At 44.0% G+C, this 25,041-nt stretch carries 19 protein-coding genes; 3 read left to right on the forward strand and 16 right to left on the reverse strand.

Features of this window, described 5'->3' with window-relative positions:
• The 8 genes from AX660_RS21890 to AX660_RS21925 form a co-directional block, all read right to left on the reverse strand.
• On the reverse strand, positions 1–1,087 hold a 1,087-nt coding region (locus tag AX660_RS21890; protein WP_068382168.1), incomplete at its 3' end, for a DUF1593 domain-containing protein.
• Positions 1,088–1,089: 2 nt separating this feature from the next.
• Entirely contained in the window at positions 1,090–2,076 is a 987-nt protein-coding gene (locus tag AX660_RS21895; protein ID WP_235594813.1) for an ABC transporter permease, read from the reverse strand.
• Positions 2,073–3,608: a sugar ABC transporter ATP-binding protein gene (locus AX660_RS21900; protein WP_068382171.1), complete on the reverse strand. Its 1,536-nt coding sequence runs from the start codon at positions 3,606–3,608 to the stop codon at positions 2,073–2,075. Before AX660_RS21900 ends, AX660_RS21895 begins: the two co-directional genes overlap by 4 nt.
• Positions 3,605–4,261 carry a DUF2291 family protein gene (locus tag AX660_RS21905; RefSeq protein ID WP_068382173.1) on the reverse strand — a complete coding sequence of 219 codons (657 nt, stop codon included), beginning with the start codon at positions 4,259–4,261 and terminating at the stop codon, positions 3,605–3,607. The genes AX660_RS21900 and AX660_RS21905 overlap by 4 nt, the downstream gene beginning before the upstream one ends.
• A 9-nt stretch (positions 4,262–4,270) precedes the next feature.
• Positions 4,271–5,242, reverse strand: a complete 972-nt coding sequence (locus tag AX660_RS21910) for a D-ribose ABC transporter substrate-binding protein (RefSeq protein ID WP_068382175.1) — start codon at positions 5,240–5,242, stop codon at positions 4,271–4,273.
• A 4-nt stretch (positions 5,243–5,246) separates the two neighbouring features.
• Positions 5,247–6,755, reverse strand: coding sequence for an FGGY family carbohydrate kinase (locus AX660_RS21915; protein WP_068382177.1), 1,509 nt, complete (start codon positions 6,753–6,755; stop codon positions 5,247–5,249).
• A gap of 5 nt (positions 6,756–6,760) precedes the next feature.
• A complete protein-coding gene (locus AX660_RS21920; protein WP_201027489.1) occupies positions 6,761–7,762 on the reverse strand; it encodes a transketolase family protein in 1,002 nt (333 codons plus the stop codon).
• Positions 7,759–8,586: a transketolase gene (locus AX660_RS21925; protein WP_235594814.1), complete on the reverse strand. Its 828-nt coding sequence runs from the start codon at positions 8,584–8,586 to the stop codon at positions 7,759–7,761. The genes AX660_RS21920 and AX660_RS21925 overlap by 4 nt, the downstream gene beginning before the upstream one ends.
• 214 nt (positions 8,587–8,800) lie before the next feature.
• Here AX660_RS21925 and AX660_RS21930 point away from each other — a divergent pair, with 214 nt between their 5' ends.
• Together AX660_RS21930 and AX660_RS21935 are read left to right on the forward strand one after the other, a co-directional pair.
• Positions 8,801–9,595, forward strand: a complete 795-nt coding sequence (locus AX660_RS21930; protein WP_201027490.1) for a DeoR/GlpR family DNA-binding transcription regulator — start codon at positions 8,801–8,803, stop codon at positions 9,593–9,595.
• Positions 9,596–9,653: 58 nt separating this feature from the next.
• Positions 9,654–10,643 (forward strand): sugar phosphate isomerase/epimerase family protein, encoded by a 990-nt coding sequence (locus AX660_RS21935; protein WP_068382183.1) that lies wholly within the window; start codon positions 9,654–9,656, stop codon positions 10,641–10,643.
• Positions 10,644–10,732: 89 nt separating this feature from the next.
• Here the strand turns inward: AX660_RS21935 and AX660_RS21940 are convergent, their stop codons facing one another.
• Positions 10,733–11,527, reverse strand: a complete 795-nt coding sequence (locus AX660_RS21940) for a helix-turn-helix domain-containing protein (protein WP_068382185.1) — start codon at positions 11,525–11,527, stop codon at positions 10,733–10,735.
• A 564-nt stretch (positions 11,528–12,091) separates the two neighbouring features.
• On the opposite strand from AX660_RS21940, the gene ribBA reads away from it, so the two are divergent.
• Complete coding sequence (gene ribBA, locus AX660_RS21945; RefSeq protein WP_068382187.1) at positions 12,092–13,210, forward strand: bifunctional 3,4-dihydroxy-2-butanone-4-phosphate synthase/GTP cyclohydrolase II; 1,119 nt, start codon at positions 12,092–12,094, stop codon at positions 13,208–13,210.
• Positions 13,211–13,287: 77 nt separating this feature from the next.
• On the opposite strand, the gene AX660_RS21950 is transcribed toward ribBA, so the two are convergent.
• From AX660_RS21950 to AX660_RS21980, 7 genes are all read right to left on the reverse strand, one after another.
• Positions 13,288–14,916 (reverse strand): DUF5060 domain-containing protein, encoded by a 1,629-nt coding sequence (locus AX660_RS21950; RefSeq protein WP_082769073.1) that lies wholly within the window; start codon positions 14,914–14,916, stop codon positions 13,288–13,290.
• Positions 14,917–14,956: 40 nt separating this feature from the next.
• On the reverse strand, positions 14,957–17,692 hold the full coding sequence (locus AX660_RS21955; RefSeq protein ID WP_082769074.1) for an alpha-L-rhamnosidase: 2,736 nt from the start codon (positions 17,690–17,692) through the stop codon (positions 14,957–14,959).
• A complete protein-coding gene (locus tag AX660_RS21960; protein ID WP_068382189.1) occupies positions 17,689–18,993 on the reverse strand; it encodes an MFS transporter in 1,305 nt (434 codons plus the stop codon). Before AX660_RS21960 ends, AX660_RS21955 begins: the two co-directional genes overlap by 4 nt.
• Before the next feature lie 78 nt (positions 18,994–19,071).
• On the reverse strand, positions 19,072–20,769 hold the full coding sequence (locus AX660_RS21965) for a glycoside hydrolase family 28 protein (protein ID WP_068382191.1): 1,698 nt from the start codon (positions 20,767–20,769) through the stop codon (positions 19,072–19,074).
• 41 nt (positions 20,770–20,810) lie between these two features.
• The gene (locus AX660_RS21970) at positions 20,811–21,989 is read right to left on the reverse strand and encodes a sialidase family protein (protein WP_082769075.1); all 1,179 of its coding nucleotides are present in this window, start codon (positions 21,987–21,989) and stop codon (positions 20,811–20,813) included.
• Positions 21,990–22,091: 102 nt separating this feature from the next.
• A complete protein-coding gene (locus tag AX660_RS21975) occupies positions 22,092–23,564 on the reverse strand; it encodes a nucleoside hydrolase-like domain-containing protein (protein ID WP_068382193.1) in 1,473 nt (490 codons plus the stop codon).
• Positions 23,565–23,595: 31 nt separating this feature from the next.
• On the reverse strand, positions 23,596–24,972 hold the full coding sequence (locus AX660_RS21980; protein ID WP_068382195.1) for a glycoside hydrolase family 88/105 protein: 1,377 nt from the start codon (positions 24,970–24,972) through the stop codon (positions 23,596–23,598).
• Positions 24,973–25,041 lie beyond the last annotated feature (69 nt).

Raw genomic sequence — 25,041 nt, forward strand, 5'->3', positions numbered from 1 at the left:
TTGCAGTGATCGCCCCTGTTTGACCGTGCAATTCAGCAATATTGCTCTGCAAAGCATAGGTAAAGGTTTTTGCGGCCTTAGGCGAGTAACGAAAACGCACGTTTCCTTTTCCGTCAAAGTGACCAATTAAGGCTAAGTTTTCTATTAATAGCTTAGCCTCAGGTTGCGTTGGCAGGTTGTCAGGTAGGGCTAATACCAGCTCCATTACACTAAATTCTTCTATTTCATCTTTGGCTGTAGTTAGACGTTCAAAAACTGTGTGGGAGCGGGTCCACGTACGCACATATTGACCACCCCAACCAGGTTGTGAAGGATCCTCTTGATTACCCTTGAGTAACCAAGCGAGTGAAGGTGTATCACCCATTTTAATTTCACCGCCTAGATGCCCGACAAAATAGTCTCCTAAGGCTCCATGACCGGCGACATTTTTAGTGACAAAAGTGGTATTACCCCAATCTTCGCCTTGATTACCGCCAACAAACCAACCGCGATAAGTGGCATTGGATTCGATGATAAACAGGCTGGGAAAGTTATCAGCAATATATTGATAGGCATCTGGCCCCCATTTTTTGTTAGGGCCACCTATATAATACACCCGCAATTTGGGTAGAATATCTGGCGCGTCATGTAAGGCTTGAGCTAAATCTTCAATACCGCCCCATACCAATATATTTAAAGGACGTGGGTCATCAATACGAGCACGTTCAATAATCCAGTTAGAGCCTGCCGTCGCTTGTCTAATACCAGCATAAGGTGCAGTTTGCGTTTCACCCTGTTTGGTGATTTGGCGTAATGCATCAGCCGTAGGATAACGCGCTGAATGGTTTTTTAGCTTCGGGTAATCTACGGCATAGACATCGATTACATCAAGGATGTCTTGTTTACGCCCCGGCCCAAAAGGTGAGGATATTAAGCCTTCAATATCTATGCTATCCGCATAAAGTAAAAGATGGACCATGGACTGAAAATCATCAGGATCGGTACCACCAATATCGGTTGAGACAATGACACGGTGACGGACTTCGTCGTTTGAGCAGCCAGTGATTAACAGTGAAGTGCTAAGTAATAAAATAAGCAAAAATTTCATGCTTAACGCTCCTGATCATTGGCATTGATGCGGTCGATTGCTACTGCGATCAAGATAATTAAACCTTTGATGACCTGTTGCCAAAATGGTGAAACGTTGAGCAAAAACAAGCCGTTATTGAGTACGCCTATAATTAAACAGCCCAGCACCGTGCCCATGATCGTGCCACGTCCACCGGATAAAGAAGTACCACCAATGACTACCGCTGCAATTGCATCTAATTCATAACCCAAACCGGCGTTGGGTTGGGCCGAATCAAGACGGGCAGTGACCAACAAACCGGCGACACCCGCTAATGCGCCACCTAGGGCATACACCCATATTTTTATGGAGTTAACATTGATACCTGTTAGGCGCGCAGCACGTTCGTTACCACCCACTGCATACAGATAACGCCCAAAACGCGTTTTACGGGTAATGACGACAAATAAGACGACTAAGGCTAGGGTGATCCACACCGGCATTGGCATGCCAAACACCGCCCCAGTGCCTAAAAATGAAAAGTCTTCGCCCAGTCCAGTAACCGGAAAGCCCCCAGTCCACAACATGGTTAGGCCTCGAGCAATACTAAACATACCAAGGGTTGCGACAAAAGGCGGCAATCTAAAGCGAGTAATCACAAAACCGTTAAACCAACCAAGCATAAAACCAACAGCGATACCGATCACAACAGCACCTGCAAGGGAAAACTGCAACAAGATATCGAACATGGGTAAGGCAATACCATTTTTTAATACGCCAGCAGCCACCGCACCGGCTAAGGCCAAAATCGCTCCCACCGATAAATCAATACCACCAGATAAAATGATTAAGGTCATCCCTATGGACAAACACAGGTTGACGGAAATCTGGCGTAAAATATTCCAGCCATTATCGGGGGTTAAAAATGAATCAGACAGCAATGAAATGGCAATAACCATAATGATTAAGGCAATTAAGGACTGTGATTTGGCCAATAACTCCTTCGCAGGTAAAGTGGGGGTATTCACGATTTTTCTACTCCATTTGGCAACGCTGCCGACATAATTGATTCTTCTGTTGCTTCGGTCCGGCTGAATTCAGCGGTTTTTCTACCTTCACACAATACGATGACACGATCAGTCAAGGCTTGTACCTCTGGTAATTCTGAGGACACCACAATGACGGCAAGACCCTCTGCTGCTAATTCATGAATTAACTTATAAATTTCGTCTTTGGCGTTAACATCAATACCACGGGTAGGCTCATCCAATAGGAGCACCAAAGGTTTGTTGGCTAACCATTTGCCTAAGATGACTTTTTGTTGATTGCCGCCACTGAGGTTACGAATGGTTTGATGCACAGAAGGGGTTTTTACCCGAAAGCGCGCGACGATATCGTCCGCCAACTGACGCTCGGCATCGAGATCGGTAAAACCCATTTTGCCAAATTGGGCTAAACACGCCAAACTGGCATTTTCTTGCACCGACATGCCTAAAACTAAGCCTTCACTTTTTCGATCTTCTGGTGCCAATGCCAGACCAAGCTTGATCGCGTCTTGCGGACTGGTGATATTCACTGGCTGGCCGTTGACAAAAAATTGACCTGCCACCTGACGGTGATGTAAACCAAAAATCGACTCAAGCAGCTCAGTACGTCCTGCGCCCATCAGACCAAAAATGCCTAATACTTCACCACTGTGTACATTAAAACTCACGTTTTTGAATACAAAGTCATTAACACGCTGTGGATGCTTTAGGGATAATTGCTCAACACGTAATACTTCTGGACCCAGTTCAGGAGATTGACGAGAGGCGATAGACTTCATTTCGCGGCCTACCATCATTTGCACAATTTCTGGCCGTGTTAGATCTTTTAAGGGAGCACTACTGATCAGCTTGCCATCACGCATAACAATAGCGTCGTCACCTATACGCACTAACTCTTCAAGTTTGTGAGTAATATAAGCAATCGCTACACCTTGCTGTTTGAGCTTATTAATAATGCCAAACAGCACTTCAATCTCATGTTCGGTGATAGCAGAGGTTGGCTCATCCATGATGAGCACCTTGGCTTTACAAGAAATTGCTTTGGCAATTTCTACAATTTGTTGCTGACCAACGCGTAATTGGCTTAGCGGGGTAGTGGGCTCAACCGCTAAATCTAATTGCTTAAGTAAGTCTGCCGCGTCTTTATTCATTTTATCGGCATCGATAAACCCTAGCTTATTTAAGGGCTCACGACTCAAATAAATATTTTCCGCTACGGTTAAATTTGCCACCAAATTTAACTCTTGGAAAATCATTGATATGCCAGCTTCGCGAGCTTCACGTGGGGTGTTAAAACTGACAGTTTCGCCCGCCAGTTTGACGTCGCCGCTATCCTGTTTAAACACGCCCGCGACAATATTCATCAAGGTTGATTTACCCGCACCGTTTTCACCAAGCAATGCAGTTAAACGCCCTTTTCTTAAAGTCAGGCTTACTTTATCTAGGGCTCTTACCCCAGGAAAAGATTTACAAATGTCCAGTGCTTCTAACACTATGTCTGGCGAACTGGTCATAGAGCCTCTATCACTACAGGTACTAAGCTCAGTACCGTAGGCGTAGTCTCAAAGTCATTTACTTCGACGGCTCCAACAAAATAAAGAAGGCTGCCAACTTTGCCATTGTTCACCGCTAAAGGCAGAACTTCTTGCTCTACTTGTAGATTTATTTCGGCAGAAACCGCATTAAAGTCTTGAGTATTAGCAAAGTCACTAATACTCAATACACCAGAACCATCACGAACCGCATTGCCAAAAATGGGACCGGTATCAATTTCGACCATTACCAAGTCATTGTCATGCAAACTTAGGCCAACTATGCCATCTTCAAAAAACACAACAGTTCCCTGTCCTTTAACAAAATAGGTGACAGAGCTACTTAAACCTAAACGATGACCATAACGTTTGGCAGCATCAGCGGGCTTTGTTTGCATTAGATCGAGTAAAACTGTGGCATCTACCGCAGTTTTAACTGCCTCTTGTAAATCTTCTTGCCAAAATCTAGCCACATAAGACTTGGCATCAAATTGCGCGACTAGATTTTTTTGCTGGGTTGCATGTAAGGGCACTATCGAAAATAGAGGCATAAAATTAACTACCAGCAAAATAATTATGCCGGCAACAATCCATGCCTTAAAACGAAGGATAAAAGCCAGCTTTGTATCAGACATAAACCAACCCTATTTGCGACCGAAATCACTGTATTGTGCAACATTATCCAAGGTAACTAACTCTACCCCGACTGGTGTCTTGGCTGGAAAATCACGTTTGCCGTTAATATAGGCATCGGCACTTTCGGCGGCGGTTCTGGCCATAACCTTAGGAAACTGCATACCGGTGGCGGCAATTTTACCTTCAGCAATAAGCTTGACTACATCGTCGGCACCGTCAAAACCAAACACTTTAACTTGCTCAGCTTTGCCCGATGCCGCTAGTGCTTGATAAGCACCCATGGCCATAGCATCGTTACCACAAAAGACGGCATTAATATCGGGGTTTGCTTGTAATACAGATTCAAGCACTTCAAGGGCCTTAGCTCGGTCAAAATCAGCACTTTGCTGAGCAACCATTTCTAAGCCGGAATAACGGTCAACCACGCTATGGAAACCTTTAGAGCGATTCCAGGTATTGTTGTCACCCACTAAACCTAGCAGCTCAACATATTTGCCGGTTTTACCCACCTGTTTGACAAATTCTTTACCGATTAATACGGCGCCGGAATAGTTATCAGACAGGATTTGAGAAACGGTAACATCAGTTGCGTTGATTTCTCTATCCATACTAAACACCGGGATGTTGGCATTTTTAGCGCGACGTACATTGGCTACCGAGCCATCAGCATCAGTTGGATTAAATAAAATCGCTTGATATCCGGAAGCGACGATATTTTCAAAATGTGCCGCTTCTTTTGAAGGGTCATTCTGCGAGTCAAAAATCGTTGTTTCATAACCGAGTTCAATGGCGCGATCTCTGGCTGTTTCTGCCAAAATAACAAACCAAGGGTTATTTAAGGTGGAAACCACTACCGCAATACGTTTGCTAGTGGGGGCTTGATTTTGTTCTGCTTTATCAGCTTGCCCACAGCCTGATAACAACGTGGCCAAAACCAACACCGCGCTCATTAATATGGAAGAAAATTTATTGAATCTCATAATATCACGTCCTATTTTGCTTATTTGTCGCACCGGCAAGCACTTGGCATACCGCATTTTGCCAGCCTGTGTAGAGGGTTATAACTTTGTCGTTTGCCATTAATGGGCGACAGTGGGTTTCTTGTTTAGGAAATTGTTGCAAGGTATCTAACGAGGTGTAAAGGCCTAATCCGACTAAGCCCATCATGGCGGCTCCTAAGGCAGAGCAATCGGCTGCAGTGGAAATATTTAAACTGCAACCTGTAATATCGGCAGTAAACTGCATAAGTAACTGATTGGCGGTGGGGCCACCATCTGCATAAAGTGTCGTCAACTCAACCCCACTGTCGGCTTGCATGGCATCTAATACATCTCGTAATTGATAGGCCATAGAATTAAGTGCCGCCCGAGCAATGTGACGTTTATCACTTTGCGCGGACAGCCCTAAAATAGCTGCTCGAGCCTGAGCTTGCCAGTGAGGTAAACCTAGGCCTGAAAATGCGGGAACCAGATAAACACCTTGTTCATCTTCAACTTGACGCGCCATTACTTCGATTTCGTCAACACTGCTAAATAGTCCCAGCTGATTTTGTAACCAGTTTAAGGTGGCCGCTGAACTAATTATGATCCCTTCAAATGCATAGCTTGCTTGACCATTAATGACCCAGGCCAGTGCGGTGACCATGCCCTTATCAGAAAACTGGGGTACAGCACCAATATTCAGTAATACCGATGAGCCAGTACCAAAAGTTACCTTTGCAGAACCTTGGGCAAAACAGCGTTGGCCAAATAAAGAAGCTTGTGAATCTCCCATGACACCCACTATTGGGATGGCTTTTGGCAAAATACCTTGCAACGTGCTTAGTCCAAATTGAGCCTGGCTTTCACGTACCTCAGGTAGAGCCTGTTTAGGCACCTGCCACAGTGAACATAGTTCATCGTCCCACTGTAATTGCGTGATATCAAATAACAGAGTACGACTGGCATTAGAATGGTCAGTGGCAAACACTTGAGTTTGTGTTAAACGATAAATAAGGTAGCTATCTATCGTACCAATTAAGGCTTCACCACTGGCCAGTTTAGTGGCTAACTCAGGGTGATTTTGGATTAACCATTGCAGTTTAGAACCGGAGAAATAGGCATCAATACGTAAGCCGGTTTTTTGCTGAATTAAAGGCTCAACACCAGATTTTAGGTGCTCACTACAAATAGCATCGCCGCGGCGACATTGCCAAACAATAGCCGGATAGAGAGGTCGACCGCTTTGGCGATCGAAGATCACTATAGTCTCACGTTGGTTAGTAATACTTAAGCCCAACAGACTGGTAATACACTCAGGATTACTTTGCAGCACAGTAGTGGCGACGGATATAACATTTTGCCAAATTTCTTCTGCATCGTGTTCTACCCAGCCAGGCTGAGGGTAATATTGTTTGTGCTCTAGTGAAGCACGTGCATGCACCTTACCCTGACTATCAAATAGTAAGGCTTTACTGGCCGACGTACTTTGATCTATGGCTAAGATAAAAGACATAGTCGTTATACGCTTAATATGGTTTGCATAGTCTTAGCCAAACCTTCCATGGAGATACCATAGTGACTAAAAATATCAGCCTGACTACCTGTTACCGTATATTCGTCTGGGATCCCACAAATTTTTAGGATCGGTTTAAAGGCTGATTGAGCAATGACTGCGGCACAGGCTTCACCCAAACCACCGTTTACCATATGTTCTTCAACCGTGACGACAGCCTTACATTCTGCGGCGGCAGCTAAAATAGCAGCAGTATCTAAAGGTTTAATACTTGGCATGCTGATAACTCGGCACTGAAGACCCGTGCTTTGTTCTAAGTGAGCTGCAGCCAACAGAGCATGAATGACAGTTTCGCCGGTGGCAATAAATGCCGCATCATTGCCTTCACGTATGGTTCTCGCTTTGCCTAAGATAAAATCAGCGTGCTTGGGTAAATCATATAAAGGTGCTTTACCAAAACGTAAATAGACTGGCGAGTTTGAGGCTGCTGACGCTTTGACCGATTCAATGGCTTCAAAGTTATCTGCCGGTGCCACAATAGTCATGTTATTCACTGCCCGTAGTGCCGCAAAATCATGTAAAGAGTGGTGGGTCGTACCCAGCGCACCATAACTAACACCGGCACTGATGCCAACCAAGGTCACATGATTGTCAGAATAGGCCACATCATTTTTTATCTGCTCAAATGAACGTGCCGTTAAAAAACACGCGGGAGAAACCGCAAAAACATTTTTGCCAACTGAGGCAAGTCCTGCAGCAATGCCCACTAAATTTTGCTCAGCAATACCGACTTCAACAATTTGTTTAGGTAGCGCTTGGCTATAAGGACCTAATTTGCCAGAGCCTCTGGAATCACTGGTAACTGCGGTAAGCCTGCTATCTTGGGTAGCTAACTGTTGCAAGGTTTCAGCAAATACTTCTAAATTTGCACGGCCTTGGGTTAAACCGAGTTGGGCGGCCATGGCTTTTGCTGCGTTGCTATACATAGAGGGAGCGGGAGCACTCATAGTGAATCCTCCTTCAACGCAGCCAGTGCTGTGTTTATTTCTGCTAGTGCGCGAGCATATTCATCATCATTTGGCACACCGTGATGCCACTTACCAACGTCTTCCATAAAACTAACGCCTTTACCTTTTGTTGTACGAGCAATAATGGCACTGGGTTTACCCAAAACAAGGGGCTTTTCGAGTGCTTCAGTTAATGCCGTTAAATCATGGCCATCTACCGTTTTTACTGCCCAGCCAAAAGCTTCAAATTTTTCTGCTAAGGGCTCATTATTCATGACATCGCTAGTACGTCCGGAAATTTGCAAGGTATTGCAATCGACTATAGCGGTGAGGTTATCTAATTTGTAATGAGACGCCGCCATCGCTGCTTCCCAATTAGACCCTTCGGCTATTTCACCATCACCCAGCAAGGTAAATACACGGAAATCCGCATTATCCATTTTTGCGCCAATGGCCATACCTGTGCAGATGGGCAAACCATGACCAAGGGCGCCGGTGTTTTGCTCAACACCAGGGATTTTCCGCGTGGGGTGACCAACAAAGTGTGATTGGTATTGGCACAAGGTTTCTAATTCCGATTCATGGAAATAACCTTGTTCAGCCAGAACCACAAAAAGTGCTTCAACCGAGTGCCCTTTACTTTGTACATAACGATCTCGCGTTGATGAAGTAAAAGTCTGGGGAGAAACTCGCAGAATTCGGTTGTACAGCACGTTGAGTATATCCAAACAGGATAAGCTTCCGCCGGTATGCCCTGCGCCAGCATGTTTGATCCATCGCAGCGTATCTCGACGATATTCCAACGATTTTCGGGTAAGTTGCATATTTGTAAGCATAATTATTATTCAGGTACTTTATTGTTAATTCAATTCACTATATAGTGTTTATTAATTTATATCTAGTGTTTTAGTAAGCATTCGACTTTCGATTACTTTCGCTTTGGTTCTGTAAATGTTGTACAGTGAGATAAGGATCTGCAGAGACGGCCATATTTTTACAAAATAAGGCATGACTCGATTCACTATCACAGAGAGTTGAATGATGAATGGGAAAAAACAGCAAGGCCGTCAACTGGGCGAAATTCGCCGTAATAAAATGTTGGCGTGGCTAAGAGAAGAAGGTAGTGCACGGGTTAGCGTATTCGCCGAAGCCTTTGGTGTTTCTGAAGTTACCGTGCGCCAAGATTTAGAGAAGTTGGAAAACGAAGGACATGTGGTACGCGAACATGGTGGGGCCTTTCTTAAATCGGTTCCTGATCAGGTGCGTTCCATGGCTTTGGCCCATCAGGATAATGCCGAGGCCAAACAGGCTATTGGTCGTGCGGCGGCAGCCTTAGTGGCAGATGGTGAGACCATTATCTTAGATTCTGGCTCGACGACTACCGCAGTGGCGGCCAATTTGTTTGGTAAAAATAATGTCACTGTTATCACCAATGCACTCAACATCGCTTTGATGTTAGGGGCTGAACCTGAATTCGATGTACACATGAGTGGTGGTCATTTTAAAGCACCGACATTATCCCTTAGCGGCGATCGCTCAGCGGATTATTTTAAAGGTCTATTTGTGCAAAAACTGTTTTTGGCCACAGCGGCAATGGACATTGAGAATGGTTTAACTTATCCGTCCATGTCAGATATCGCGGTCAAACGGGCCATGATTGGCTCTGCACAGAGCATTATCTTAGTGGCCGATTCGAGCAAAGTGGGTAAGCGCTCTTTTTGTCGCCTTGATGGTATAGAGCAGATTGATATTTTAGTTACAGACAAGGGTATTCAAGATGATGACAAAGCAGCAATAGAAGCTGTTGGTGTAAAAGTCATTATCGCAAATTAATCGTCAGCTTATAGTTTGACGGGTTTTCACTTAAAAATCTTTTGGAGAGATAATCATCATGAAAAGCACACAAAAATATGGCGCAGGCATTTGGCACTTCGCGACTTATGTCGATAGATATGCAACTGATGGTTATGGTCCACCTAAAAGTTTACTCGAAATGATTGATTTGGCAGGGCAAGTAGATGATTTGTCCGTGGTTGATATTAACTACCCTTTTGTTGACTCTTCGCTGTCGTTGGATGCAGTAGAGGTTGCCTTAAAGAAAAATAATTTATCGGTTATTGGTATCACCCCAGAGATTTACACTCGCCAATTTTCAAAAGGCGCATTTACTAACCCTGATGCTGGCATTCGTCGTCTAGCCAATGAAATGGTCAATGATGCTGCTAATGTGGTTCGTCGTTTTGGTGCAGATTACGTTAAATTGTGGCCGGGACAAGATGGTTGGGATTATCCTTTCCAAGTTGATCATAGAGAAATTTGGAAACTGAGTGTTGAAGGCATAGCGGAAGTGGCTAGTCAAAACCCTGATTTGAAATTTGTAATCGAATATAAACCTCGTGAACCTCGCGCCCATATGAGTTACGACAGTGTATCTCGTACCTTGTTGGGTATCGAAAAAATGGGTTTACCAAACGTTGGGATTTTGTTGGATTTTGGTCATTCATTGTACGGTGGAGAATCACCTGCCGATGCGGCGCAATTAGCCATCGACCATGGTCGTTTATTTGGTATGGATGTTAATGATAACTTTAGAAGCTGGGATGATGATCTTATTGCTGGCTCTGTGCATCCAATCGAATTGTTCGAGTTCTTTTATACCTTACGTAAAAATAACTGGGAAGGTGTATGGCAATTGGATCAATTCCCATTCCGCGAAGATTCAGTTGCCGCGGCCAATAGTGCCATTGGATTTCTAAAAGTCATCGAGCGTGCTCTTGATAAGCTTGATTTTGAAGCTATGCGTGAAGCACAAAAACGTCAAGATGCCGTAACTGCATTAAACTTAGCGCGCGAAGCGTTATTCAGTTCTTACCATAAATAAGCACAGTTATAATTGAAAAAAGCCTATTGTTACCTGAAAGGTGACAGTAGGCTTTTATGTTATGACTGGAGGTGGGGGCGAGTTAAGGATTATGTGCCAACACGACGAACATCTTCAGTCATGTGATGAGATTTGCGGTAATCACGTGGTGAACAACCACAAGAGCGAACAAAAGCATCATTAAACCGGCTGATGGTGATAAAACCAGACTGCAAGGCAATTTCCGTTACTTTCAAATCGGTAGTCGTTAATAGACGCTGAGCATGGGAAATACGATGTTGGGTAAGGTAATTGATTAGTGTTGTGCCATAGGTTTTTTGAAATAGGTTCATGGCATAATTGGGATGTAAATCAACAAACTCACTAATTTGCGCGGCTGTCAGTTTTTCGGTGTAATTTTGTGCCACATAACAGGCCATCTGTTCCACTTTATTAAGACCGGAATTGGCAATGGATGTAAAACATTCACCACGATTTTCGACCGGTAGTTTATAAGCTAAACGTGTTAAGCGAGCTTGCATCTCTAATAGCACTGGATGTTCAAATTCCGTGGATTGATTTTGTAAATCGTTTACCCAGTGTTCAAATAGTTGCCTGTCTGATTCAAATCGATCGCTAGTTGGATCACTAATAAACTGGCCGTGCATTAATTGTTCAACAAAGTATTCGGGTAGGCGCCACTGTAAAAAATTCTGTAAGGGGATAGTGGCCACGAAGTAGACAGTATCTGGACTGAAATCAATAATTTGATGAGGGATTGCGGCCCAAAATACACTTAATTTCCCTACTTCAACTACTGTTTTTTTACCACCAAGAAGATAAGTGACTGAGCCAGATTTTAGAAAATTGAGTTCCACTTCACTGTGGTGGTCAGGGCGTGGCATTGGAGAGGGTTTCCAATGTACACAAGTTAAACCATAAGGTGAAAAATCGGGCCTTTGTGGGTCAAACGATAGAGGGTGAATTTTACCTACCATAGTGAATATTAACGTCCTGCAGTTAATTTAAAGTTAATCGTATATATATGTGCTCCACCTTGGTGTTCATGCTGACCAAAATCGTTTCTTTAATAGATTTAAGCAGCGTGAAGCTACTAATCTAAACAGTAGTGTTCAGTCAAAGTGCGGAAGGTGATTTAGAGCTGACAAGTTATCAAAAAGTGTAATTTTAATAACACAAAGTGAAACAATGTACCACAAAGTAGTGCATGCCATGCATTTTTCATAATGTGGATAACAAACATTGGAAGGACACATTTGCGACAATAATCGCAGCATATTAGATTTAAGTAAGCTGTTAATAGTGCAAATTAAACGCCATTAATATTATGGTTTTAGTGAATTTAAACGTTATGGTTTGGCAGCTTATTTGAGGTTTTTTCTTGGTTTCAAAACCAAATTATTTAGCGTTTTATTTAAGTCAAAAACAATTATTTAGTTAGGGTATTTATGCAACTCAATACATATGAAGAAATTATTGACGATTTTCGTCAAGGTAAAATGGTTATATTGCTTGACGACGAAGACCGCGAAAATGAAGGCGACATTTTGATGGCGGCGTCTTGTGTCGAAGCTGAACATATCAATTTTATGGCTAAACATGCACGGGGATTAATTTGTTTAACCTTGACGGAAGAACGTTGTCGCCAATTAAATCTGCCGCTTATGGTGCGTGACAATACCAGCCAACATACGACGAATTTTACCGTGAGTATTGAAGCCGCTAGAGGAATTTCAACCGGTATCTCGGCAGCAGATAGAGCGCAAACCGTTAGATTGGCAGTTGCGCCAAACGCAGTGCCACAAGACCTAGTGCAACCTGGACATATTTTTCCAATCATGGCGCAAGCTGGTGGAGTGTTAAGTCGCGCAGGTCACACCGAAGCAGGTTGTGATTTAGCTCGTCTTGCTGGCTTAGAGCCCGCTGCGGTGATTGTTGAAGTTATGAATGAAGATGGCAGCATGGCTCGTCGTCCAGAGTTAGAAGTTTTTGCCAAATTACACAATATTAAAATAGCTACTATTGCTGGCTTAATTCAATATCGTATGGTGCGTGATCGCACTATTGAGTGCATAAATCAGCGTAAGGTCACCACTCTGTACGGTGATTTTGTATTAAAAACCTATTTTAATAGTACAACTAATGAACATCATTTTGCCTTAATCAAAGGTGATATTAGTGAAGATAATCCCACCTTAGTTAGGGTGCATGTGGGTAATACCGCCAAGGATGTATTCAGCATTCGTCAATCAGGCGATGATGGTAGCTCGTGGGATTGTCGCGCAGCACTCAAATATATCGCTGAAGAAGGCAGTGGTGTCCTAGTGTATATTTGCCACTCTGAAAGTACTGCGGATATTGAAGAAAGTATCGATTATCTTTTGCATGGTAAACGACGCCGTGCCAATCCTGATATGGCTTACAAACAGGTTGGTGCCGGGTCTCAAATTTTGCGTGATCTTGGTATTAAAAAGCTGCGTTTATTAAGTGCCCCAGTGAAGTTTTTAGCTATTTCGGGTTTTGATCTTGAAGTGGTTGAGTATATTGCTTGCGATAATAAGCACTAAAACTCATGCAAACCTGCAATGGGGCAAATTTACTCAATAATTTGCCCCACTGTTTAACTTATTAAAGCCTAAAACTATTAGTGGACATTGGGATCAATTAGCTCATTTGCCTTGGTTTTATTAGCGTTTACATCAAGGTTAGTCACACGAATGGCGATGCCGCTTTTACCCGGTAATTTCACGACTCGCTGTTTTGCATCTGTATATTGATAATTATCGAATTTTTGGGTCACAAACTCACCTTCAACTGGCGTTATCGTCATATCCCAAGTATCGATGATGTCTACCTTAAAACGCATCCCATCGCTTATTCCTTGTTTATATAATGAGAAAGTCCAATCTTGGGGCTTTTCGTGGCCAAAATAGAATAGGTAATATTCGCCAGCAACACCCCCAATATCAGGGTTCTGCCATTTATCGATAGGATCGATCCCATCTTTAGGACCCTGCTGCATAATATCGCGCAAAAATGCCAAGCGTGGTGAACTATTGCCAGTCAATTTACCGCCAAATGATGTCCAGGTATCTTCACCTTCGATATTAAAATAATCACCATGCCCTACGTAGGTGCCCGCTATAGTACCCGCCCAAAAACGATGCACCAACTCTTGAGCACTTAGGTCTGCCCATCGAAATTTTGCATCGCCTTCATATTTGATTTCGTCATAAACCACGGGTTTACGATAGACATCACGATAGATTTCTGCCGCCCCTGGGCTTTGCACTGCCACTCCGTTTTGCATACTGACATGCGTGATCCAAGGTTTATTATGGTTAAACAGTAACTTGCCGTTATGGATTGAACGCAGGTGGTTATATGGGTCAATCTTTTGGATTAATTGACCAATACGATCCCAGTCTTCATCGGTTTTGGTTCGCACAAAATCATACTCATTGGCCACCGACCACCAAATATTGCGATACGCCGTAAAGCGTGCCACTACATAGCGTACATAAAGCTCGTCATTTACCTCATCCATGGAATTAAAGCCAAACTTACCATAGGGGTTAAAGAGTATGACATCGGCCTCTATACCCATATCTCGTAACTGGCCAATACGTTTTTCATAGTGCCGAAAAAAATCTGGATTGAAGCGCGTAAAATCCCAGTCATAAGGCGGCTTACCTTGATAAGGCCACAAGGCCGGTTGAAATTTATTTCGATAGGGCGTGGGTTGTTGAGTGAGCAACATTCGAGCTTTATTAAAAGGTGAAGTGGCTAAGGTTTGTAAAGTTTGTTGTTGCACTTCTATGGGGGTATCGAGCCAGTTATAGATAGTGGTACCTATTTGTTTGTAGCTAGTACCATCCGCATAGGCAAAGTGGTAGGTATTATGTACCTGCACCGGTCCATGGTTGTTTTTACTGGCTCGGTTAACGTCAAATGTGCCGCGTTTGCCGGTTAAAGGCCAACGGTTAGATAGGGTTTCATAACGCCATTGACCGACCATGTCAGGCATAAAACGCACGATGTATTTACCGTTACCATCGTAAAAGCCGGGTACTTCGATTTTTTTCGAGGCATTTTCAAACACGGCAGAAAAACGCACGTCTACAAAAGGATTACCGGTTTTAGGCCCCTCTAACTCAACTTGAAATATATCCCATTGTTCAACCGTAACTTGCGTGGCATTGGCCAAATGGCTCAAAAACAAAGCTGTGCTTAAGGCGACGACAAGACAAGCCCTTAAAACTGTTTTGTTCATGGTACTGCTCCCTCCTAATTTGTTGAGCTAAATAGCTGAGCTAAATTGTTGAACTAAAGGTGTAGCGACCTGCGCTTACCTTGCACAATACATAATTATCTTGGCGCTCAATGACTCTCACTCCTTCTGCCAATGCAATGGCCACAGCGGTTTCGAACACCAGAGTATTAGTTAAACTTGGTACATAAACATGGGCGCTAGTATTGGGTGGAACAGTGATAGACCAGCTTAAGTTCTGGCCATTGCGCTGCCAATGACTGACGATTTCTCCATTCATAGAACAATAACTAGCCTTGGCAAAATCAAGACCTTCGCCAATATAAGGTTTTAATACAAATTGCTGAAAACCTGGGCACAAGGGATCGAGCTCTATGCCGCCCACATGGCGAAATAACCATTCGCCAACTGAGCCAAGAGAATAATGATTGAAGGAATTCATATGAGGGTTAAAAAAACCGTCGCTTTCGGTCCAACCGTCCCATCGCTCCCAAATAGTGGTAGCGCCATGTTTAATGGGATAAAGCCAAGAAGGGTAATCATCCTGCAATAACAATCGGTAAGCCACATCGTTATAACCTGCCAAGGTGAGCTGTGGGTTAAGATGACTAATGCCAATAAACCCAGTGCTCAAATGCCAATCGAGAGACTCAATATTTTTTACCAAATGTTCACTGCAGGCAGAGCGTAAGGATTCTGGAATGAGATTAAAAGCGAGGCCAAGTAAATAACCGGTTTGTGTATCTGTGGTAATGCGGCCGTTATCTTGCAACCATTGTTGTTGGAACGCCTTTCTAACTTGGTTAAACATAAGTTCAAAGCGTTGCGCATCCTGCTCATGGCCCAGCTCACGGGCAATTTCACTTAACTTGCTACAGTCATCGGCCCAATAGGCGGTAGCCAGTAAATTTTTCATAGCCGAATGGGTGCCAAATGAAGTATCTGCCGGAATACATAGCCAATCTCCATAGTTATTGGCGAGTTTGTTAAGGCGCAATCCATTGGGGTTATGCCTAGCAATCCAATCGACCCACCTCACCATGGCGGTATAATGACGTTCTAAAATGCGCCTATCACCATAAACACGCCACATGGCATAAGGAATAATTATCCCAGCGTCAGCCCATCCTGCGCCGCCACCCAACTGGCCTAAACCAACAAAGTTTTCTCCTTCTTGCAAGCGTGGTGCGGTATCGGGGAATATGCCTTCCTCGGTTTGGGCATCTTCGACGTCTATCATCCATTTAGTAAAAAAGGCGGCCACATCCATATTGTAAGTGGCGGTGCGGAAAAATACTTGGGCGTCGCCCATCCAACCTAAGCGCTCATCCCGTTGTGGACAATCAGTAGGTACACTCAAAAAATTATCTTTTTGACCCCATAAACCATTGAGCCAAAGTCGATTTACTCCTGCATGGGAGCATTCAAATTGTCCACTATCTGCGGTGGCTGAACGTACTACACAGCCTATGACCGAGCTCAGTTGTTCACGTGCAGATAAACCGCTAATTTCAATATATTGAAAACCATGAAAGGTAAAATGAGGTTGATAAGTTTCTGCCTCACCACCTTTACAAATATAGACATCAACTGAATCTGCCCGACGTAAGTTATCGGTATATAAACTGCCATCTGGATTTAAGCGTTCACCATGGCGTAAGGTGATTTTTGTGCCAGCTGGGGCATTAACCGTTAAACATACCCAACCAGCAATATTTTGGCCGAGATCATAAATAAATTTTCCTGACTCTATTTCATTGATGGCTACGGGGGCTAAGCGTTCAACAATTTGCACAGGTTCAGAGCGTTGAGCCACTAAAGGAAGCTCTGGTGCGGCAACTTCTAGAGCCGCTAACCAATCGGCCTCAGCAAAGCTCGCTTGATCCCAGTTAAAGTGTTCACGGCGCGCATCATAGTGTTCACCAAGCATAAAATCAGAAAATAGAATAGGTCCGGTATTGCAACGCCACTGCTTATTGGTGCCGAAGGTAAGTAATTGGCCATCGGCTAATTCAACTTCTAACTGCAACAACAAACTGTTTTCTAGTGAGCCATAACGGGCGCGGGTTTCTTGCCAACCAACATAACCACTCCACCAGCCGTCACCCAATGTGGCCGCAAGGACGTTATCACCTTGTATAAGTAAAGACGTGATGTCGTAAGTACGGTAGTGAATACGTTTGGCATAATCTGTCCATTCTGGAGCAAAGATATCATTGCCAATCCGCTCGCCATTGGCGCGTAATTCGAATACTCCTCTGGCGCAGGCATATAGTGTTGCTCTTTTGGGAGCTGCGATTAAGCCTACGTTTTGCCGAAACAGGGCAGGGGACCCTGGAATGCTTAAGCTTGGTGTTTGGGCTTGGGGATCACGAGTAATAATCTGAGGATCCGCTGCTATCCACTTTGCTGACCAATCAGATCCGTCTAATAAGCCCATGCTCCAATAACAAGGTGCTGAGCACACAGACTGACCACTGTCATCCCAAACTTCAACTTTCCAGTGGCATTGTTGGCGAGATTGCAGAGCTTTACCTTGATAAACAATATGCTTGCTTTGTGCTCCCGCTATTTGACCACTGTCCCACAGGTCATATTCTGCATTTGCCAGCTTATGTAAGGTAGTGGCAACCATCAAGCGATAGGCGACTTGTTTTGCACCACGACGGTCAGACTTCAGAGCCCAACTTAAGCGCGGAGCGCGCTCATCTATGCCCAGTGGCGCGTGCAGATATTCACAACGTAGACGGTCAATGTTGAGTGTTGGACTAAGCATCATGAGTTGCCTCGTTCGTGCTCTATTTGTTCTAGGGATTTACCAGAGGTGTTGGGCATAAAGAAATATCCGACACCACCACTGATCACCAGAAAAATCGTCAGTAGGGTTGCTAAGGTTGGAATGCCTTGGTTAGCAATGGCTGGCACATAAAAACTCCACACTCCAACCGCGACCCGCGCTAAACCGAAGGTAAACCCTTGGGCCGTACCACGCAACATAGTGGGAAACAGCTCTTGGCTAAATACTTTATAAAAGGCTTCGCCTGCTAAGGCGCCGCCTGCAGCAAACAACACAATATTGGCAATGATAACGGGAATGCTAAAGGGTAAAACAATTAACATAGCGTAGGCCGAGATCTGTAATATGGCGCCAATAGCCCACAAGGTTTTGCGCGTTTTATGACTTCTGTCTGAGTAAGGCATAAAAACAAAAATTGCCACTAACATTGCCGTTATAAATGCCACGCTCGGTAAACCAACCCCGAGTGCTTGATTGTCGGCATTGTGCGAGGTAATCAGGTAAGAATTAAAAGCGCCTGCCGTGCCTGCCGCTAAATTCCAAAATAGGTAAATGGTGCCAGTCCAAATTAGTGCTTTGAGATTGCTTCCAGAGAATAAGGCACCCAAGGATTGTTTGGCTTTTTCTGCCACTGAAAGCGTTCGTGATTTGGCCTGTTTCCAACGTATAGATTCAGTTAATCCTCGGCGCAGTGCCCAGGTGATTATGGCAATCACAAATAGATGTAAAAATACTATTCTGATACCAAGCATGCCGAGTGGAGCAACTGCTAAGGCCAACCACAACACTATGGTTGGGCCAAGACACCAAGCGACCTGTGTAAAACCGAGTAACTTTCCTCGGGCTTTGGCAGGAGCGAGCTCGCCCACTAAAGCTAATGAGGTTGGAATATCAGCCCCTACGGCAACACCCACAATAAAAGTGCCTGCAAATAACATCTCCACACTACCGGCAAAAGCGATGCACAGAATACCCAGGGCGTAGAGTAATAAATCATATTGGTATATAAATTTTCGGCCTAGCTTGTCGCCCAACCATCCACCTAAAAATGCCCCTAGGGCACAACCAAGCGCATTAGGTCCAATCGCTGCTAAAGCGCCAAGAGCTCCATCTGACATACCAAATTGTTTTTGAAAAAGCGCGAGTCCCGCGCCCAATGCCACAATAGAGCCTGCATCTAAATAAGATGCCATTCCCGCCAAGGCAGACCATTTCCATTGTTGTTTAGTAATAGCGCCTGAATCAGTTTCAGGACTTAAATCATCGACTAACTTATCTGACATTCTTCGCACTCAGCTTAAACGTTGGGTTGAAATTAATAAACATGCTTCCACCTTGGGGATAAAGGAGCGTTAATACACTTAAAAATCCGTGAATTTGACACTCACTGCGTTTGGTTTAACTTCAGGGCTATTTTTTACAGGGAATTCTGTCAAACCAGCTTGATTATTCACAAAGCTCACCTTGTCACTTTCTTGACCTTTAACCACGACAAACGCCTTGGGTTTAAGCTGCAAGTTAGTCAAATTGGCATGCTTAACATTAACAATTTCAAGGGCTTCATCATGTACGGAATGAACCTCAATATTACTCAGTGATATATCCTGAACATCCACTATAGAGATGCCTTTTTGTGACGCAAAATAAGCGTTTTCCATTGTTACATTGCTTAGTTTCATCTCTGGTAAGCCTTGGAATAAGGCAGCAGTGCCCACATCGATTGCTCGAATATTGCTTATTGCAATATCTTTTAATTGAGGTGTCGTTTCATCCACTGGTTCGGCGCTTTTATTACTGTTTCTGTCTTTTTTAGTGACTGTGGTATTGAAGGCGTAATACATATTAAAGCTAACCGCCGCGCCTTTAATGCCCACCATATCAACATCGGATACCCAGATATTTTCAACGATACCGCCTCGACCACGCGTGGTTTTGAAACGAATACCGATATCGGTACCAATAAAAGTAGCCTTGCTGAACAGAATGTTTTTTACTCCACCAGACATTTCACTACCCACCACAAAGCCGCCATGGCCGTGGTAAACCACATTATTTTTTATAATAATATTTTCAGTGGGCATCGCTCGTAAACGGCCTTCTTCATCCTTGCCCGACTTAATACATATGGCGTCATCACCCACATCAAAACTGTTGTTATAGATCAGCGCATTTTTGACTGAATCCAGATCGATGCCATCACCATTTTGCCCATACCAGGGGTTTCTGACTTGGGTATTTCTGACCACAACATTTTGGCTTGTAAGGATGTGAATATTCCACGCGGGCGAGTTTTGAAAGGTCGGTCCATCGAGTAAAATTTTATCGCTGTCGACCAATGACACCATTACGGGACGTAAAAAATCCTTTATTTTAGTGGCTTGTTGTTGGTTGTATTTGAACGTGTCGTAAACACGAGATTGTCTCGTTCCTTCTTTGAACTCGAGTGATGGATACCACGTCTTATTATCCTCAGATACAACACCACCACTTGCCACTAATTCTCGCCATTGATCTTCGGTCAGTTTGGATTTTTTAACCAAGCGCCAACTATCACCAGAACCATCAATAATACCTTTGCCAGTTATGGCGATATTTTGGGTGTTTTTGGCATAAATAGGGCTCATAGGACGCCAACTTGCGCGACCTTCAAAGTTAGTATGCACCATGGGATAAAGATTTCTATCAACAGAAAACTTAATCAAAGCGCCATGTTCAACATGTAAATCAATATTGCTTTGCAACTGAATAGGTCCAGTTAGCCAAATTCCTCTGGGCACAATAACGCGTCCTCCGCCCTGTTTTACCAATGCTTGAATAGCATCAGCAAAAGCCTGGGTATTGTCGCTCACACCATCGGCCACACCACCAAATTGTAATAATGACACCTGTCTGACAGGTATGCTGGGCAAGACAACTTTTGGCATGACAAAAGGCACATCTTGATATAAATCATCAAGTGTTAATTCTTGGGCACTAAGGGGGCGGTTTAATAACAAAAAGACCAGTAATAATCCCTGCGCAATAGCAGCACTTTGTTGTTTTATTGTCACTTTAATCATTTTTTCTCACTAGGTTTGCGCTTGTAAATTCAAGCAATAAATCAATTTTTTAATAACAGCGAATTGAGCGGAGCACGTGTAACTACTATGTCCTCTTTATTGACGGCATAGCTGACATATACAAAGTTCTTCCAGACAATACTTTTGGGGTAACTGTAGCCCGCTCGTTTATATTTGCCCTGATACTTTTGGGGAGGTAAATCCTCACCTCCCGCCCGCAATAAATAAGAGCGATCAAAGACTGAGCCATCAGCGCTGAGGGTGATAGCTAAAGGAATTCGGGTATTGTCAGCACTGGGGTTGTTAATGATAAATGCACTACCGTCGGGCAAATTACCGGCACTTTGTTTGGCCCGAGAATCGGGCAGGGCGGTAAGTGCAGGGGCACTCCAGTTTTGCCCATTATCGGTACTGACAGAGGCTAAGGTTTTGTAACTACTGGCTTGGTCGCGGAAGATCATCACTATGCTGCGATCTTTTTTAACAAACCAACTGGGCTCTAACTCACGACTCACCGTTCCAGTATGGGGTAAATTGGGTATTTTGCCCGCTGTCCAGCCACTCAATGCCAAAGGATCATCTGTGTAATAGGGGGTGGCAATTAAGCCGGGTTGGGCATGCACAGTGGTTAAAATGCGACCATTTGGCAACTGTCGTAAGTCTTGTTCTATTACCCCTGCAACCCAGTCACCATTAGCCATTTTTAAGCGCTGAGGCTGACTCCAGTGTGAGCCATCGGTGCTAGAAATATATTCAACGTAACCCTGTTTAGGTTGCAACAAGCTTGGCCACACATTGATAAACGCGATTAACTCTTCGCCATTGGTCCACCAACCACCATTAGTGACGATGGCATTTTCACGCGCCGCCACTAAAGTGAGTGGCGTCTGCCAATTTTTGCTGTCCTGACTTTTACTAAATAGTATTGAGGTGTCCGCCGCATCTTCATCTAAGGCTGAACTTTGCCATTGGATATACAGCTCGCCCTTAAAAGGCATCAATACCGCACCATGGTTATATTTATTGGTATGTTGTTGTGCAACAAACACCTCGAAGCTTTCAATGTTGGGCGCAAAATCGAGACCACGAGTATTGTCATTTGTTAGGTCAAATAGTTGAGCCTTAACGTCAAAGGGTAAGGGGAGGGGCTTTTGCGCCGCGTCTACTAAGGTTATATGCAGTCCCATGACGACCAACCACATTATGCGCAATCCGAGCATTGAGACTCCTATCAAAATTAAAAATTGGTGCGATGGATCCAGAGACCGAGAGATCCACCACACCAAGGGAAACGTTAGTGACTACAAATTTATTGCAGTGCGTTACTCAATCTTAATTACCACTCTGCGATAGCGGGTTAAGGCTGGTTCACCCTTATCTTTCACTTCGGCCACAACGTGAATGGTTTGGCCTTTTGGGGCATCCTTGGGTACTACAAATGAGGCTTGTTGTTGGTCAGCGTTTTTAATACTTATTGTTCCAGCATAAGTATCGGCCTCTTGATATTGCCACCATTGGTAAGTCAAAGGATCACCATCGGGATCATGGCTACCTTTTGCATCGAGTTTGATAACAGTACCGGGAGTTGCGTAGATATCTTGCTCATGGGCGAGTTCAACTACCGGTGGATGATTAGCCTCTGCAAAAGATTTAATACTCCAATCAGCTCGCGCCGCGAAATCATTTTGTAATGCGACGCTCCAACGCCACATCGGTTTGAAATACTCTGTGCGTTGCGCCTCCGTGGTTTTAGTTCCCTCACGCATACTCATACGTCCCCACGCAGAGCTGGTATACCAGCGTCCTTTGGGGTAGGTATAATCTTCAACAGGCACGGGATCTAGCCAGGTATTATCATGTACATTGATATAACGACCACCCCAACCACCCCAGTCGGGCGATTCCATACTCCGTAAGCCAGTGCTAATGGTGTGCAGAAACGCCGGTGAGTCGCCTTCGGAACGAAAATCTCCCGGACTAAAATCATAGTCTCCCATCAAACCATAGCTGGTTTTGGTATGAGCTTTATATGAGGCCATAAGCGGTCCATGATTTTGTAATATGTGCTCATTCATCCAGGGGGCGGCGAAATATTTTTGCAGCTCAGCAGGGAGGATCTTTTTCCACTGATAGGCAAGGGCCCAAAATTGGTCAGAAATAATAGTTAGGATTTGATATTTACCCCAATGGGGCAAAATATAATCCTGATAGGTAGTGTCTTGTTCCCAAATAAAATAAAAACGTATTTTGTTGGCCACGTAGGCCATCTTATCGGGATGTTCTTGTTCAATGGTTTTTAGGGCTCGAGCGATAGTGTTGGTGCCGCCCCAAGCTTGTAACCAAACAGGGCGATTATCACTTTCGTCCAACAGTACTTCAACAATGCGCTCAGAGCCGGGGGTGACTTCATCCATTTCTCCTTCCGCTTTTACGTTACCTAACAAGGTACGCTTTTGCAGAAATTCCGCGCTGGGGTAGTGAGGATCATGTTTGATGAGATTGCCATGTACTTTAGCGTAAGCATTCAATACAGGTTGTGCCCAATCGTCACCGGCCCACTTATGACCTTGCCAATGATATTGTGAACTAGAGGTAATGATCCCTTCTATGTCCCATTCGTTGGCATACAAAAGAAAACGCACTAATGAGCACTCGTCGTCAACTTCACCATCGCTGGTAATAATAACTCGAGTCTTTTCTAGCTCTGGCGTTTTACTTATTGCAATATTTGAGACGCAGCTAAGTAGTGCAGGAATCACCAACAAACAACTAGGCCATAAACTTCTGTTTTTCATCACACGGTTCTCTTCTATCAATTGCTGGACATTATTGGTTTGCTGGCCACTCACTTTTTAAACGATAGTGGTAGGTGCTGTTAATGGAATTGGCATTGGCTTTTTGAACCTCGATCTTATCGTTGGCTAACAAACGATAGATTTCAGCACCGGCATATAACACAGGGCCATATCCATGGGTTGCATGTATGCTTGCACCACGATTGAAGTAGTAAGTATTGTCATGGGCAAAAGTAGTGGCTTCTACCGTGCCATCTACCGCACCGTTGGCCAATACACGAGTTGTAATGGCGTTCCAGCCAGTTAAAGCAACTGGGCCATAAACATGATTAATCCAACCTTGGTTAATGCCTTTAGCAATTGCAAAGGTAAACATGGCGGTAGCGGAGGTTTCTAAAAAGGTATTGTTTTTATCTAACATGTTGTGCCAAAAGCCAGTGCCATCTTGTAACTCAGCTAAGCTTTTCACCATAGAACGATAAAGATGCAATATTTTGTCGCGGCCTGGATATTGTTCGGGTAAAACCCCTAACAATTCGACCATGGCCATTAGTGTCCAGCCATTTGCTCGAGCCCAATAAAAGCGCGGGTCGTAATCCGCTGATGTTACGCTCCAGCCGTGGTCAAATAGACCTTTTTCTGGAACATACAAACGTTCAGCCATTTGTAGGATTTGTTTAACCGCATCATCAAAATAGCGATTGTCGCCGCTTAATACCCCCATGTTGGCTAAAAACGGCACACTCATATAGATATCATCGGCCCACAAAGACTCATACTGCGGACGATGGCGGGCTAAGGTGCCATCACTCAACCTGAATTGATGTTTAGAGACATGCTCATTAATACGATTAATCGTCTTAAGATAATCACCATTTTTAGTCTTTAAATAGGTTTTAATCATGGCTGCACCAATAGAACCACAGTCATCCAGAGCATGAAAATTCATGATGCGCCCCCAGTTTTTGATTTTCTCCTGTTTGCCAAAGGTTTCCCCTTGCTCATAAAAATAAGGTAAATGATCTACCACAAAATCAAAAAATTGAGTGTTATCAGCAAAAAACTGTTGGTCGCCACTTACCTCAGTAATGTAATCAAAAGCAGACAACACTACACCATGGGTATAAGACCACTCGCTGGCAAACCCATCGGATACTTGGGCATGTTTATTAGGTTTAGAAAAGTCACTGATTACCTTGCCTGTTTGGCCGTCAATAATGGTTTGTGGGCTGGTGGATTTATAATACCCACGTACTCGTTTTAGCACTTCCATTACCCCAGTTTGGCTCGGATAATCATAAGCCACTGTATATTCAGGCGTGCGCTCACTGTGAGCTTCTTGCGCGTCTATTACTGGACTCAACAACACGATTAGCAGGGTTGAGAGCGTGGTACTTAATTTTTTCATTTTTATTCCTAATTCATGCAAGCTAACGTGCAAAGCTTTATTTGAGTTGCAAATAATTTACAAACACGA

Source organism: Paraglaciecola hydrolytica (assembly GCF_001565895.1).
Taxonomy (GTDB): domain Bacteria; phylum Pseudomonadota; class Gammaproteobacteria; order Enterobacterales; family Alteromonadaceae; genus Paraglaciecola; species Paraglaciecola hydrolytica.